Below are 14488 nucleotides of genomic sequence, written 5' to 3'. Positions count from 1 at the left end.
TTAAGAAAAATAATAAAAAATGAAAACACATTATTCACTAGTCTTACTCGCATTCGTTTGGAGTACCGCTGTTTACTCCGGCTTATATCGCTGGGTGGATGAGCATGGAAAGGTTCACTATGGCGATAGAATTCCGCCGGCATACGCTCAGAACGGGCATGTGAAGTTGTACAAAAGTGGCCTAACGAAAGAGAAGGTTGAGTCTGCGGCGGCGCGAAAGGAAAGAATTGAAAAAGCGGCCAGAGATATCGAGATTCAGAAAAAGCTAAAAGAAGAACAGCATGAAGCTGACCTGCAGGAAATGCGCGATACACAGCTTCGCTCTATGTTTAGTAGTCTTGAAGAGCTGGAGATGGTTTACCAAAGTAAGCTGGAGATGGCAGATGGTGGGATTGCAATTCTACAGGCAAGACATAAAAAACTGTCCGAGTCACTGGAAAAGCTGGAAGCACGTCATGAGCGAATGCTCAATCCTAATGATAAAAACTTATTGGGCATGAAGATCGATGATATTCTCGATAATCTTCATATCTATCAACAGGCTATCACCGATAATCAGATTGAACGAACCAAAATTGAAGAGCGGTTCAAGAAAGATTTGCTCCGTTATACACAGTTAACGGGCGAAGAGAAGAAGTCAGCTTCGGACAACTGACTTCTTCGCCAAAGACATTATTATTTAGCGCGCATTCCGGGTTGAGCACCATCATCAGGGTGTAGTACGAACAAGTCGCTACCACCTGGTCCTGCCGCTAAAACCATGCCTTCCGACATCCCAAAGCGCATCTTTCGTGGTGCCAGATTGGCTACCATCACCGTTTGTTTACCAATGAGAGTCTCTGGCTCGTAGGCTGACTTAATCCCTGCAAATACCTGACGTTTCTCGCCGCCGATATCCAGCACTAGCCGCAACAATTTATCAGCACCCTTGACCGCCTCAGCACTTTCAATTAAGGCAATACGTAAATCGATCTTATCGAAATCCTCATACGTGATTTCTGGTTTGATCGGGTCGTTGACTAGATGCTCACTCAGCGCAGGTTTATCGGCAGCAGCCTGGATGGCTTCCAGTACTTGCTTGTTTTCATCAAGCATCGCATCGATTTGCGTTTCTTCAATGCGTGTCATTAATGGTTTGAACTTTGTCACTTCATGGTTCAACAATGGCGTTTGTACAGAGTCCCACACCAACTCACCGGCATTGAGGAAAGCTTCAGACTTTTCTGCTAGCTCAGGTAAAACAGGCTTAAGGTAGCTCAGTAGCGCACGGAACATATTAATGCCTTGCGTGCAGATGCCCTGTACCTGACCAAAAGTGTCTTCGTCTTTGATCAATACCCAAGGCTTGTTGTCGTCAATGTACTGATTAGCCAAATCTGCTAATGCCATGATTTGACGCATTGCTCTGCTGTATTGACGTGTCTCGTAGCTTTCAGCAATTTCCTCACTGGCTGCTGCGAATTTTGCATATAGCGCAGGATCCGGTAGTTCAGCGGATAACGTATTATCAAAACGCTTATTGATAAAGCCGGCACAGCGAGAAGCAATATTGACCACTTTGCCGACCAGATCGCTATTAGAGCGCTGCTGGAAGTCAGCAAGATTAAGGTCGATGTCATCGATTGTATTGTTGAGCTTTGAGGCGAAGTAATAACGCAGCTGCTCAGCAGGCAGGTGTTTAAGGAACACGCTTGCTTGCACAAACGTACCGCGAGATTTAGACATTTTCTCGCCATTTACTTTTAGGAAGCCGTGACAATTCACCCCTGTCGGTAAGCGATAACCACCAGCTTTTAGTTGCGCAGGCCAGAACAGCGTGTGGAAGTATGCGATATCTTTACCGATGAAATGATACACCTCAGCATCAGAGCTTTCTGCCCAGTAGTCATCAAAACTCTCACCCGTTCTGTCACAAAGGTTCTTAAATGAAGCAAGGTAGCCAATCGGTGCATCCAGCCATACATAGAAGTATTTGTCTTCAGTACCGGGTATCTTGAAACCCCAGTAGGGTGCATCACGTGAGATATCCCAGTCAGCCAAGCCATCATCGACCCACTCTTTCATCTTATTAACGATTTCTTTTTGCACAGAACCGCTGGCAAGCCATTCCGATAAAAAGTCAGTGAAATCACCCAGCTTAAAGAAGTAATGTTCACTGTCTTTCTCGATAGGTGTTGCGCCCGTCACAACAGAGTAGGCATTTTTTATTTCTGTGGTTGAATAGGTCGCACCGCACACTTCACAGTTGTCACCATATTGATCAGATGAACCGCAGTTTGGACAGTCACCTTTAATAAAGCGATCTGGTAAAAACATTTCTGCTTCTGGGTCGTATGCTTGCTTAATCACCCGGGTAGCAATGTGGCCTGCATCTTTAGCAGCACAATAGATGGCTTCGGAGAAAGTTCGGTTTTCTTCAGAGTGTGTGGTGTAGTAGTTGTCAAAGCTGATATTGAAACCCGCAAAATCCGCCTGATGCTCCTGATTGACCTTATCAATCAGTTCCTGAGGCTCAATACCTTCTTGCTGGGCGCGTAGCATAATCGGCGTGCCATGTGCATCATCAGCACAGACATAATAGCAACTATTACCACGGTGACGCTGGAACCTGGCCCAGATGTCCGTTTGAATGTATTCAACCATGTGGCCGATGTGAATCGGGCCGTTTGCATAAGGTAGTGCGCTGGTGACGAGAATTTTACGAGTCATTTCAATATCCGTTGTTTCAGCAGTATTTTTTGATCAGGTGCTGTTGTTCGTCGGCTTCAAGACGTGTTCCAAAACGAGACACAATAATAGAGGCTGCTTCACTGGCCAGATTGCCAGATTGTAAGTCGCTAAAGCCGTGAGTAGCGCCATACAGGTAAGCACCTGCAAACATATCGCCCGCGCCATTGGTGTCAACTGCAGTGGTTGCTACAGGGTCAATGGCGATGCGCTCATCATTGTCTTTAATAATCATCGCGCCTTTGCTGCCCAGTGTCAGTACCAATGTGCCACACAGTGCTTTAAGGTCAGCGATTGCGTCATCCAGATTGTCTTTACCAGTGAATATTGTTGCTTCTTCTTCATTACTGAAAAGAATATCTACACCATCACCGATAATTTCTGCCACACCATCGCGGAAGTAGGTCACCATTGATGGGTCTGAGAACGTCATTGCTGTCTTTACGTTATTATCAGCAGCTACTTTACGTGCTTCTATTGCTGCTGCTCGAGAGACATCAGATGTTACCAGGTAGCCTTCTATATAAATGTATTCTGCCTGTTTCAGATCTTCAAAATGTAGTTCACTTACAGAGAAGTCAGTGGTAATCCCTAAAAAAGTATTCATGGTGCGCTCTGCATCTGGCGTCACCATAACCATACATTTGCCGGTGATACCGTCATGCTTAACCTGCTCGAGACGAGTAGTAACACCTGCCTTGTGAAGGTCATTCATATAGAAATTACCGCCTTCATCATCGGCAACTTTACAGGCATAAAATGCATTGCCACCAAGCTGGCTTATCGCAACAATACTGTTTGCTGCAGAGCCACCACCAGTACGCTTTGTCACGCCATATGACTCAGTCAGGCTCTTGGAGAGTGCTTGCTGCTGCTGCTCATCGATCAGCGTCATCAAGCCTTTTTCGATGTTGTTGTCCTGCAAAAAGGTTTCAGCAACCTCGAACTCCATATCGACAAGTGCGTTGCCAATACCATAAACGTGATAAGTCATTTGTGATTCTCTATTGAAATTATTGAATGGGGGCATATATTAAAGCATTATAAAATTAGATAAACGATTACTTTTGTGATTATGGCTAATCGAATATCAAACGATCTATATTAATAAAACAGATAATTATTCGGGCTATTCTTGATACAATGCCGATCACTGCTACTTGATGTAGCCAAACTACATAAATTTACTGAATATTATTTTTGGAGCCTATAATGAGCTTTCAGCATATTACCGTCCCTGCGAATGGGGAAAAAATCACAACGAATGCAGACTACTCTCTGAATGTCCCTGACATGCCAATTATCCCATTCGTTGAGGGTGATGGTATCGGTGCAGATGTCACGCCAGTGATGCAAAAGGTTGTGGATGCTGCTGTAAGCAAGGCTTATGGCACAGACCGTGCAATCCAGTGGATGGAGATCTACGCGGGTGAAAAAGCCAACTCACTATATGGTGGCGATGTGTGGCTGCCGGAAGAGACAATTGATGTTGTTAAGGACTATGTTGTCTCTATTAAAGGTCCGCTAACAACACCTGTCGGTGGCGGTATGCGTTCTTTAAACGTAACGTTGCGTCAGACATTGGATCTTTACACTTGCCTGCGTCCGGTACGTTACTACGAAGGAACACCAAGCCCGGTAAAAGAGCCTGAAAAGACGGATATGGTTATCTTCCGTGAAAACTCAGAAGATATCTATGCAGGGATTGAGTGGGAGCAGGGATCACCAGAAGCTGAAAAGATGATCAGCTTCCTTCAGGATGAAATGGGTGTGACAAAGATTCGTTTCCCTGAAACAACGGGTATTGGTGTAAAGCCGGTTTCTCGTGAGGGAACAGAGCGTTTGGTGCGTAAAGCACTTCAGTATGCAATCGATAACAACCGTAAGGTGGTAACGATCGTACATAAGGGTAACATTATGAAGTTCACTGAAGGTGGCTTTAAGACTTGGGGTATTGATGTTGCACGTAAGGAGTTTGGTGCAACAGAATTAGATGGTGGTCCTTGGTTATCATTCAAAAACCCGAACACAGGTGAAGATATTATCCTGAATGATGTGATTGCTGATGCATTCTTACAAAATATTTTGCTTTACCCTGAAAACTATTCAGTAGTTGCTACACTAAACCTAAATGGTGATTATATTTCTGATGCACTTGCGGCTCAGGTTGGTGGTATCGGTATCGCGCCGGGAGCTAACCTGTCTGACACCATCGGTGTATTTGAGGCAACTCATGGAACTGCACCAATGATTGCAGGTCAGAATAAAGCTAATCCGGGGTCAATTATTCTTTCTGCAGAAATGATGCTTCGTCACATGGGTTGGATGGAAGCGGCTGACCTTATAGTTAAAGGTATTTCTGGTGCTATTTCTGCAAAAACAGTAACCTTCGATTTTGCTAATGAAATGGACGACGCACAAGTCCAGACTACCGATGAGTTCGGTGATCGCATCATTGAAAACATGTGATAAATAAGAAGGAAGGCTGGGAGTAACATGGCGAACGAGCATGAAATAGATCACGATTCTGGTTTGGCGGTAGAGGAATCCCGCCCAGAAGTCAAAGAACCAAAACGATATAGCGTTATACTTATCAACGACGATTTCACTCCAATGGAATTCGTTGTCGAGGTACTAATGGTGTTCTTTAATCTGGATCATGAGTCTGCTACACGCGTCATGCTGAATGTGCACCAAAAAGGCAAGGGTGTCTGTGGAACTTTCACCAGAGAGATCGCGGAAACAAAGGTCGTAATGGTTAACGAGCATGCTCGTCAATCCCAGCACCCCTTGTTATGTACTATGGAAGAGGCCTAAGGAGACTAAGTAATGCTGAGTCCGGAAGTTGAATACTCTATAAACAGCCTGTTCAGGGAAGCGAATGAAAAACATCACGAGTTTGTGACTGTTGAGCATTTGCTGCTATCCATGACAAGGAACCCTTCTGCGGCGGAAACGCTGCGCGCATGTGGTGTGAATATTCCTATGCTTCAGCAAGAGCTGGAGGGACATATTGAAGAAAGCACACCCATATTAGTTGAAGATGACGGTCGCGAAAGTCGTCCGACCATTGGTTTTCAGCGTGTGTTGCAGCGTGCTGTTTACCATGTGCAGGCTTCATCCAAAGAAGAAGTAACTGGTGACAGTATACTGGTTGCTATCTTCGGTGAGACTGAGTCACACGCTGTTTATTATCTGGCGCGTCAGGAAATGACACGTCTCGACCTTGTAAACTATATTTCTCACGGTATTCAGAAGGATGATGATATCTCGTTCGATAGTTTATCTATTGATGAAGAAGAGTCAGGTTCTGAAACCAATAATGAAGAAAGCGAATTTGTTGAGGACGAGTCTAAAGCAAGTCCTTTGGAGCGCTTCGCTAGTAATCTGAATCAAATGGCTGAAGAGGGCAAAATTGACCCTCTGATTGGTCGTGATGAAGAAGTCGAGCGCACGGTTCAGGTGCTTTGTCGTCGTCGTAAGAATAACCCTTTATTAGTCGGTGAGGCAGGTGTTGGTAAAACTGCCATCGCAGAAGGCTTAGCTAAGCGTATTGTTGATGGCGAAGTACCTGAGGTATTAGCTGATGCGACGATTTACTCGCTAGACTTGGGTGCTTTGGTTGCTGGTACAAAATATCGCGGTGACTTTGAGAAGCGTTTAAAAGCAGTTCTGAATCAGATTCGTGATGAAGATCATGCGGTTCTGTTTGTTGATGAAATACACATAATCATCGGTGCAGGTGCTACCTCTGGTGGAACCATGGATGCATCAAACCTGATCAAGCCGGTACTAGCGTCAGGTGAATTGAAGTGCATGGGATCAACTACTTATCAGGAGTATCACAGCATTTTTGAGAAGGATCGTGCGTTGGCGCGTCGGTTCCAGAAAATTGATGTGAATGAGCCTAGTGTGCCTGAGACGATAAAGATTCTGAAAGGGCTTAAGTCGCGCTTTGAAGAGCATCATGATGTGAAATACACCATGCCTGCACTTGAGTCCGCAGTTGAGTTATCAGCTCGTTATATTACTGATCGTCGCTTGCCGGATAAGGCAATTGACGTGATTGATGAAGCCGGAGCTAATCGCCAGCTTCAGCCAAAAGCGACGCGTAAGAAAACGATTTCTGTGGGTGATGTTGAGACCATCGTTGCGAAAATTGCGCGTATTCCACCGAAGGCTGTTTCAAGTTCTGATATGGACGTACTGAAGAGTCTTGAGACTAATTTACAACGTGTTGTATTTGGTCAGGATGAGTCCATCAAGCAGATCGTTACCGCAATCAAAATGGCGCGTTCTGGTCTGCGTGATGATGGAAAGCCGATCGGTTCCTTCTTGTTTGCCGGCCCTACGGGGGTTGGTAAAACTGAGGTTACCAAGCAGCTGTCTGAACACTTAGGTATTAAATTACTGCGTTTCGATATGTCTGAGTACATGGAGCGTCATACTGTTTCTCGTTTAATTGGTGCGCCTCCGGGCTATGTTGGCTATGACGAAGGTGGTCTGTTAACGGATGCCGTTAATAAGAACCCACATGCTGTTCTGTTATTGGACGAGGTTGAAAAAGCGCACCCGGATGTCTTCAATCTGTTACTTCAGGTAATGGATAACGGGGCGCTGACAGATAGTAACGGGCGTAGCGTTGACTTCCGTAATGTCATATTGATTATGACCAGTAATGCTGGTGCGCAGGATATCAGTCGTAGTTCTATGGGCTTTACGCAGCAAGATCATTCGATGGATACCAGTAAGGCGATTGAAAATGCCTTTACACCGGAATTCCGGAATCGCTTGGATGCTATCGTGCAGTTTAATCCGCTGCCAGAGTCGGTGATTACCTCAATTGTTGATAAGTTCCTGATTCGTCTTGAAACTCAGCTTGATGAGAAGCAGGTTAGTCTGGTGGTTGATGATAAGGCGAAGCGTTGGTTGGCTGATAAAGGCTATGATATCAAAATGGGTGCACGTCCTATGGAGCGTGTTATTCAGGAAAATATCAAGCGCCCACTGGCTGATGAAATCTTATTCGGTCATCTTGTAAAGGGTGGCGTTGTTAAAGTCACGGTCAAGGACGATAAGTTATCGCTTGAGTTCGAGAAAGAGGCTGAGCCTGCTTAACGTTTGATAAAATAGAAGCACGCAAAAAGGCGGTACTTATTACATTAAGTACCGCCTTTTATGTATTCGGTGAATCAATAAGCCTGTGATGCCCGATAAGGGCGCAGCTTATTATTTACTACGGTAGGTAATTCTACCCTTCGTTAGGTCGTACGGTGTTAGCTGAACAGTCACCGTGTCACCAGTCAGTATACGAATATAGTTCTTACGCATACGTCCGGATATGTGAGCATTCACAACGTGTCCGTTTTCCAGTTCAACCCGGAATGTTGTGTTTGGTAAAGTCTCGATGACCGTACCTTCCATTTCAATATTTTCTTCTTTAGCCATGTGTTCCAATAATCTTACTTAGCATTCAAGCGCAGTATTATCCCTCACCTGATTGATTAAACAAGTCATTTTTCATCGAATGGCGGTTTATTTATGATTAATTAGTTAACTATAAGACGCAAATAGTTAAATATAAGGTTAGTTGCTAATTCCCCTGAGCGCGCTATTGGATATATTGCATTATGGGCGGTATTATCCGCAGCAATTAATTTGGTTCAGGTGTGCAAGTACATGAATTTTGCAGCAGTATTTCCCGGTCAGGGCTCTCAGTCGTTGGGTATGATGGATGATTTAGCATTCCATTTCCCTATTGTTAAGGAAACATTTGATCAGGCCTCTGATGTTCTGGAGCAAGACCTCTGGCAAATTGTTACCGCTGGCCCTGAAGAGCTACTGAGCCAAACCATGATCACTCAACCACTAATGCTTGCTGCGGGTGTTGCAACATGGCGCGTTTGGTTGTCACAAGATGGGTCGATGCCGACAGCGACTGCCGGTCACAGTTTAGGTGAGTACAGTGCTTTGGTTGCTAGTGGCACCATTGATTACGCGACAACGGTAAAATTAGTCGGTATCCGCTCATCGCTGATGCAACAAGCAGTACCAGAAGGAAAGGGCGGTATGGCTGCCATTTTGGGCTTGGACGCTGAGGCTGTTATTGAAGGTTGCGCAAAAGCTGCGAATGGCCAAATCGTTGAGGCTGTAAACTTTAATTCACCAGAGCAAACAGTTATCGGTGGAGAGTCAGATGCTGTTGATCGTGCTATGCAGGTTCTGAGTGAAATGGGGGCAAAGCGGGCGATTAAGTTGGCGATGAGCGTACCGTCTCATTGTAGTATGTTAAAAGAAATCTCAGCAGATATGGCTGAAGCGCTCGCGCAAGCTAACTTCGCAAAGTCTGACATTCCGGTGCTACACAACGTTAGTGCTGATACTTGTGGTAGTGAGGAGTCAATGAAAACGACAGTTGCAGAGCAGCTGTATAAGCCGGTTCGTTGGGTAGAGACCATTCATGCGCTTGAATCCCACGGCGCTGACACCATTATTGAGTTTGGACCGGGAAAGGTGCTGTTCGGTCTTAACCGAAGAATTAATCGCAAACTGGGTAATTTAACAATTAATGATATGGCGTCATTAGAGAAAGCATTAACGGCGGCGAAAGGATAAGACATGAATTTTGAAACTATGCTAGACGGAAAAATTGCATTGGTCACGGGTGCAAGCCGCGGTATTGGTCGTGCGATTGCTGAGAAGCTCGGCCAGTCAGGTGCAATTGTTGTCGGAACTGCAACCTCTGAGTCTGGGGCTGAAGCTATTTCGGCTTACTTTGCTGAGGCCGGTATTAAAGGCGCTGGTAAAGTACTGGATGTATCTGATGCAGATTCGATTGCAAGTTTGCTGAAGGTGATTACTGATGAATATGGCGCGGTACAGGTATTAGTAAACAACGCCGGTATTACGCGTGACAACTTGTTAATGCGTATGAAAGATGATGAGTGGGATGATATTATCAACACGAATCTGAGTTCCGTGTTCCGCCTTAGTAAAGCGTGTTTGCGTGGAATGATGAAAGCACGTTATGGAAGAATTATTTCAATTGCCTCAGTGGTGGGTGCTACAGGTAATCCCGGTCAGTGTAACTATGCTGCAGCGAAAGCGGGTATTGTCGGTTTCTCAAAGTCTTTGGCAAGAGAAGTCGGTTCACGAGGTATTACTGCAAATGTAGTCGCTCCTGGTTTTATTGATACAGATATGACTAAAGCTTTGTCAGAAGAACAGCGAGATGCGATGTCTTCGACAATTCCATTAGGACAGTTGGGGCAACCTGACGACATTGCCAATGCAGTGTTGTTTTTAGCTTCAGAAATGGGTAATTATGTAACGGGTGAAACCTTGCATATTAACGGTGGCATGCACATGGCATAATGCCGTCTTGCTACAAAACTTGTGTACTTGATTTTTATATTGATAGTATGCATATTATATTTTTTTAATTGAGGAAAAAATATCATGAGTGATATTGAAAAGCGCGTCAAAAATGTAGTTGTTGAGCAATTAGGTGTTGATGAAGCTGAAGTTGTAAACACTGCATCTTTCGTTGATGACCTTGGCGCGGATTCACTGGATACCGTTGAGCTGGTTATGGCACTAGAAGAAGAATTCGGTACCGAAATCCCTGACGAAGAAGCGGAAAAGATTACTACTGTACAGTTGGCAATCGATTACGTTGTTGCACAGCAGGGTTAATTCAAGATTCGTTAAGACCGCAGTTTATTGCACATAAACTGCGGTCTTTGTGTAATTGAAAAACGAAAAATATTTCGATTATCGATTCACTCATCGGTAATCCTATAGCAGTAAAGGAAGTATCATCGTGTCAAAACGTCGTGTAGTGGTAACGGGACTGGGAATTGTTTCTCCTGTTGGTTCCAAAATTAAAACAGCGTGGGATAATATTGTCGCCGGTAAAAGCGGTATCAATCGAATTAGTCCGGATCTGTTTGATGCCAGCGAATTCAGTGTGCAAATTGCTGGGAATGTGACTGACTTTGACGCGACTGAATACATGAAACCAAAAGATCTGCGCAAAATGGACCCGTTTATCCATTACGGTATTGGCGCAGGTACTGATGCATTGAATGACTCAGGTATTGTCGTCACAGAAGACAATGCTGATGGAATTGGTGTGATCGTTGGTTCTGGTATCGGTGGTATCGGAACGATTGAAAAAAACTGTGAGGCATACCTGAAAAATGGCCCACGAAAGATTTCACCTTTCTTCGTCCCAAGCAGTATTGTCAATATGGTAGCAGGTAATCTATCTATTATGCATGGACTTAGAAATCACAATATGTCACCAGTGTCAGCCTGTGCGACTGCGACTCACAGTATCGGAGATGCAGCCCGTATGATCGCTTATGGAGATGCTGATGTTATGTTGGCCGGTGGTGCCGAAATGGCAACGACGCCGTTAGGTATTGGTGGTTTTGCAGCGGCACGCGCCTTATCGACTCGTAATGATGATCCTGAAGCAGCAAGTCGCCCATGGGATGCTGATCGTGACGGTTTTGTATTAGGTGACGGTGCCGGTATTTTGGTGCTGGAAGAATATGAAACAGCCAAAGCTCGTGGCGCGGAGATCTATTGTGAACTCGTTGGCTTTGGTATGAGTAGTGATGCCTTCCATATGACCTCACCCTCTAAGGATGGCGAGGGTGCTGCGCGTTGTATGACGAATGCACTACGTGATGCAGGCTTGAATCCTGAAGATGTGGATTACATCAATGCTCACGGTACTTCGACACCAGCAGGCGATGTTGCTGAAACAATGGCACTTAAGCGTGCTTTGGGTGATCATGCCAATAATGTTGCGGTGAGTTCAACTAAGTCAATGACAGGCCACTTGCTCGGAGCAGCCGGTGGGATTGAGGCGGTGTTCAGTGTTCTTGCTGTTCGTGATCAGATTCTGCCACCGACTATTAATCTTGATAACCCTGATCCGGCGTGTGATCTGGATTATGTTGCCAATACTGCTCGTGAGGCCAAAGTAGATGTTGCGATGAGCAATTCATTTGGTTTTGGTGGCACGAACGGCACATTGGTCTTTAAGAAAATTTGATCGACTCACCATTAGCCCAGTAAAGGCGGAGCAATGAAAACAGTATTTACTACTTTATTTTTATTTTTACTGCTCTCAGCCCTGGCTGTTGGCGGCTATGGTTTTGTTCAGTACGAGCAATTCACCAAACAAAAGGTTTCGGAATCAGCTCCTGAAATTTTTGAAATCAAGAAAGGCAGCAATATCAGACGAGTTGCTGCTGATCTTGAAGCACAAAGCATTATCAAGCCTGCCTGGCAGTTTCAGTTACTGGCAAAAATCACCAAACAAGAAAATAAAATTAAGGCGGGTGAATTTGCCATTGAGCCTGGTATGGGGCCTCAGGACTTATTGGATCGTTTTACGTCCGGTAAGACCATTAGCTACAACACCACGATTGTGGAGGGGTTTACCTTCAAAGAGCTGGCTAAGAAGCTCCAGGCTGATCCTAATCTGGTAAAAACGCTGACGCCAGATGATTACAAGTATGAAAATATCATGGCCAAGATAGGCTCGGATGAGAAAAACCCGGAAGGATGGTTCTTTCCGGATACTTATAACTATCCTCGTGGTACAACCGATGTCGATTTTTTAAAGCGAAGTCACAAAGCCATGAAGCAGTTCCTACAAGCTGAGTGGGAAAAGCGTGACTCTGTTGTACCTCTGAAAAATCCTTATGAAGCATTAATTTTGGCGTCTATTGTTGAGAAAGAAACCGGTGTCCCCGAAGAACGTCCACTGATTGCACAAGTGTTTCAAAACAGAATTCGTAAAGGCATGATGTTACAGACTGACCCTACTGTGATCTATGGTATGGGTGACCGTTTTAAAGGAAATATCAGAAAGTCTGATCTGAGGCGTCCTACGCCTTACAATACCTATACACGCCATGGATTAACACCAACGCCAATCTCAACGCCAAGTGCTGAAGCGATTCAGGCGGTTATGCATCCTGAACCCTCCAAGGCGCTTTACTTCGTTGCGCGAGGTGACGGTACGTCACACTTCACAAATACTTATCGCGATCATCGTAAAGCCGTTATCAAATACCAGTTACGTGGTAACGCTAAAGCGTATCAGGGTGATAAATGAGTGGGCGTCAACGCGGTCTGTTTCTGACGTTTGAAGGTGTTGAGGGTGCTGGCAAAACCAGTAATCTTCAACATGCTAAGTCATTAATTGAAGCGACGGGCAAAGACGTTGTGATATCCCGTGAACCCGGCGGCACTGAAGTGGGTGAGCGTATACGTGAGGTATTGCTAAATCCCGACTTACCAGCGATGCACTCAGACACTGAGTTGTTACTCATGTTTGCTGCGAGAGCAGAACATTACCAGCATAAAATATTACCCGCCTTGGAAGCCGGCCAATGGGTATTGTGTGATCGCTTCACGGATGCCAGTTTTGCTTATCAAGGTGGTGGTCGCCAGATTGATCAGTCACGAATTCGCGAACTGGAAGCATGGGTTTTAGGTGATTTTCGTGTGGATCAAACTTACTTATTCGACCTTCCTGTTGAGATTGGTTTGTCCAGAGCAAAAGCCCGAAGTGCTGCTGATCGAATTGAGCAGGAGCAGGTTGAGTTTTTCGAGCGAATACGTCTATGTTACCTGCAGCGCGCAGAGCATGAACCTGATCGCTTCACTGTGGTGGATGCCTCGCAGTCACTAGATAATGTGCAGGCACAGTTGAGTCGTGCAGTGGAGACACTGTTGGAGTCAGTTGGGTGATATACACTTGGCAGCAAGCTGTTTGGGAGTCAATTTCCCGAACGATCGGCAATGATCACATGCCCCATGCGATATTGCTTGCCGGCCCCGAACACTGCGGTAAGTTCGATTTTGCACGTAGTTTTGCTAAGTCGCTGATGTGTGACTCGCGTGATGAGCATACGCAAATGGCGTGTAATGAGTGCAAAAGCTGCCATTTATTTGAAGCCAACTCTCACCCTGACTTTACCTCGGTACAGTTAGCCGAGAAGAAGACACAAATTGTTGTCGATCAGATACGCACTTTGAATGAGTTTGTCTACCTCAGCCGTAGTTATCAGGAAAGTAGAGTGGCGATCATTTCGCCTGTTGAACGCCTTAATATCAATGCAGCGAATAGTCTGCTGAAAACACTTGAAGAGCCACCGGAGAGAACAGTGTTATTGCTGGTGAGTTCAAATCCCTCTGAGCTCATCCCGACTATACGCAGCCGTTGTCAGGTATTGCATTTACCTCAACCGAGTCAGGCTCAGGCATTGGAGTGGTTGAACACTCAGTCACTTGAGCACCCGGCAGATGAGCTATTGCTTGCAGCATCTGGTAAGCCTTTGTTGGCAACGATGTTGGATTCCGAAGATCGTTTGGCAATGCGCAAACAGTTTGCTGCTGATGTATTAAAAATGCTTCGTGGTAGTTTATCGCTGGTTGGCGCCGCCAAGAACTGGGAAAAGACGGCTAAACACGAATTGCTGGATTGGCAGCTTCAGTGGGTAGATGCCATGATTCGTCGATTACATCTTCCTGAGGGTGAGGCGGTAGATGCGATTAGTCCTCACCTGGCGAAACACTTAAACGGCTCTCAGGCAGGTTTGTGGCAACTGCGCGAAGGCTTGATGGAGTTAAAATCACATGCCCATACGTCGTTAAACGCTCTGCTATTTACAGAAAACATGCTACTTTTATGGCAACGTCAGGCTTTGTCTAAATAAAGTCCAAAATAATAATA

Annotated in this window: 14 protein-coding genes; 11 read left to right on the top strand and 3 right to left on the bottom strand. The window is 45.2% G+C overall.

The window, feature by feature from the left end:
* Positions 1 to 19 precede the first annotated feature (19 nt).
* Complete coding sequence (locus DKW60_RS16020) at positions 20 to 655, top strand: DUF4124 domain-containing protein (RefSeq protein ID WP_109838671.1); 636 nt, start codon at positions 20 to 22, stop codon at positions 653 to 655.
* Between the two features lie 20 nt (positions 656 to 675).
* On the opposite strand, the gene metG is transcribed toward DKW60_RS16020, so the two are convergent.
* Both metG and DKW60_RS16010 read right to left on the bottom strand, forming a co-directional pair.
* Positions 676 to 2709 (bottom strand): methionine--tRNA ligase, encoded by a 2034-nt coding sequence (gene metG / locus DKW60_RS16015; protein ID WP_109838670.1) that lies wholly within the window; start codon positions 2707 to 2709, stop codon positions 676 to 678.
* A gap of 16 nt (positions 2710 to 2725) precedes the next feature.
* On the bottom strand, positions 2726 to 3721 hold the full coding sequence (locus tag DKW60_RS16010; protein WP_109838669.1) for an adenosine kinase: 996 nt from the start codon (positions 3719 to 3721) through the stop codon (positions 2726 to 2728).
* A gap of 218 nt (positions 3722 to 3939) precedes the next feature.
* On the opposite strand from DKW60_RS16010, the gene icd reads away from it, so the two are divergent.
* The 3 genes from icd to clpA are packed head-to-tail and all read left to right on the top strand — an operon-like array spanning position 3940 to position 7845.
* Entirely contained in the window at positions 3940 to 5196 is a 1257-nt protein-coding gene (gene icd / locus DKW60_RS16005; protein WP_109838668.1) for an NADP-dependent isocitrate dehydrogenase, read from the top strand.
* Positions 5197 to 5223: 27 nt separating this feature from the next.
* On the top strand, positions 5224 to 5544 hold the full coding sequence (gene clpS / locus DKW60_RS16000) for an ATP-dependent Clp protease adapter ClpS (protein WP_109838667.1): 321 nt from the start codon (positions 5224 to 5226) through the stop codon (positions 5542 to 5544).
* A 12-nt stretch (positions 5545 to 5556) separates the two neighbouring features.
* A complete protein-coding gene (gene clpA, locus DKW60_RS15995; RefSeq protein ID WP_109838666.1) occupies positions 5557 to 7845 on the top strand; it encodes an ATP-dependent Clp protease ATP-binding subunit ClpA in 2289 nt (762 codons plus the stop codon).
* A gap of 111 nt (positions 7846 to 7956) precedes the next feature.
* Here the strand turns inward: clpA and infA are convergent, their stop codons facing one another.
* Entirely contained in the window at positions 7957 to 8175 is a 219-nt protein-coding gene (gene infA / locus DKW60_RS15990; RefSeq protein WP_109838665.1) for a translation initiation factor IF-1, read from the bottom strand.
* A 231-nt stretch (positions 8176 to 8406) separates the two neighbouring features.
* On the opposite strand from infA, the gene fabD reads away from it, so the two are divergent.
* The 7 genes from fabD to holB all read left to right on the top strand — a co-directional run bounded on the left by fabD (position 8407) and on the right by holB (position 14471).
* Complete coding sequence (gene fabD, locus DKW60_RS15985) at positions 8407 to 9342, top strand: ACP S-malonyltransferase (RefSeq protein ID WP_109838664.1); 936 nt, start codon at positions 8407 to 8409, stop codon at positions 9340 to 9342.
* Between the two features lie 18 nt (positions 9343 to 9360).
* Complete coding sequence (gene fabG, locus DKW60_RS15980) at positions 9361 to 10101, top strand: 3-oxoacyl-ACP reductase FabG (RefSeq protein ID WP_146203501.1); 741 nt, start codon at positions 9361 to 9363, stop codon at positions 10099 to 10101.
* Positions 10102 to 10185: 84 nt separating this feature from the next.
* Positions 10186 to 10422 carry an acyl carrier protein gene (acpP, locus tag DKW60_RS15975; protein ID WP_109838662.1) on the top strand — a complete coding sequence of 79 codons (237 nt, stop codon included), beginning with the start codon at positions 10186 to 10188 and terminating at the stop codon, positions 10420 to 10422.
* Positions 10423 to 10549: 127 nt separating this feature from the next.
* Positions 10550 to 11794: a beta-ketoacyl-ACP synthase II gene (fabF, locus tag DKW60_RS15970; protein WP_219988790.1), complete on the top strand. Its 1245-nt coding sequence runs from the start codon at positions 10550 to 10552 to the stop codon at positions 11792 to 11794.
* Between the two features lie 33 nt (positions 11795 to 11827).
* Positions 11828 to 12865, top strand: coding sequence for an endolytic transglycosylase MltG (mltG, locus tag DKW60_RS15965; RefSeq protein WP_109838661.1), 1038 nt, complete (start codon positions 11828 to 11830; stop codon positions 12863 to 12865).
* A complete protein-coding gene (tmk, locus tag DKW60_RS15960; RefSeq protein WP_109838660.1) occupies positions 12862 to 13503 on the top strand; it encodes a dTMP kinase in 642 nt (213 codons plus the stop codon). The genes mltG and tmk overlap by 4 nt, the downstream gene beginning before the upstream one ends.
* A complete protein-coding gene (gene holB / locus DKW60_RS15955) occupies positions 13500 to 14471 on the top strand; it encodes a DNA polymerase III subunit delta' (RefSeq protein WP_109838659.1) in 972 nt (323 codons plus the stop codon). The genes tmk and holB overlap by 4 nt, the downstream gene beginning before the upstream one ends.
* Positions 14472 to 14488: the final 17 nt, after the last annotated feature.

The organism is Leucothrix pacifica, assembly GCF_003172875.1.
Taxonomy (GTDB): Bacteria; Pseudomonadota; Gammaproteobacteria; order Thiotrichales; family Thiotrichaceae; genus Leucothrix; species Leucothrix pacifica.
The sequence above is the reverse complement of the archived record's forward strand: the minus strand, read 5'-3'. Positions and strand labels throughout refer to the sequence as shown.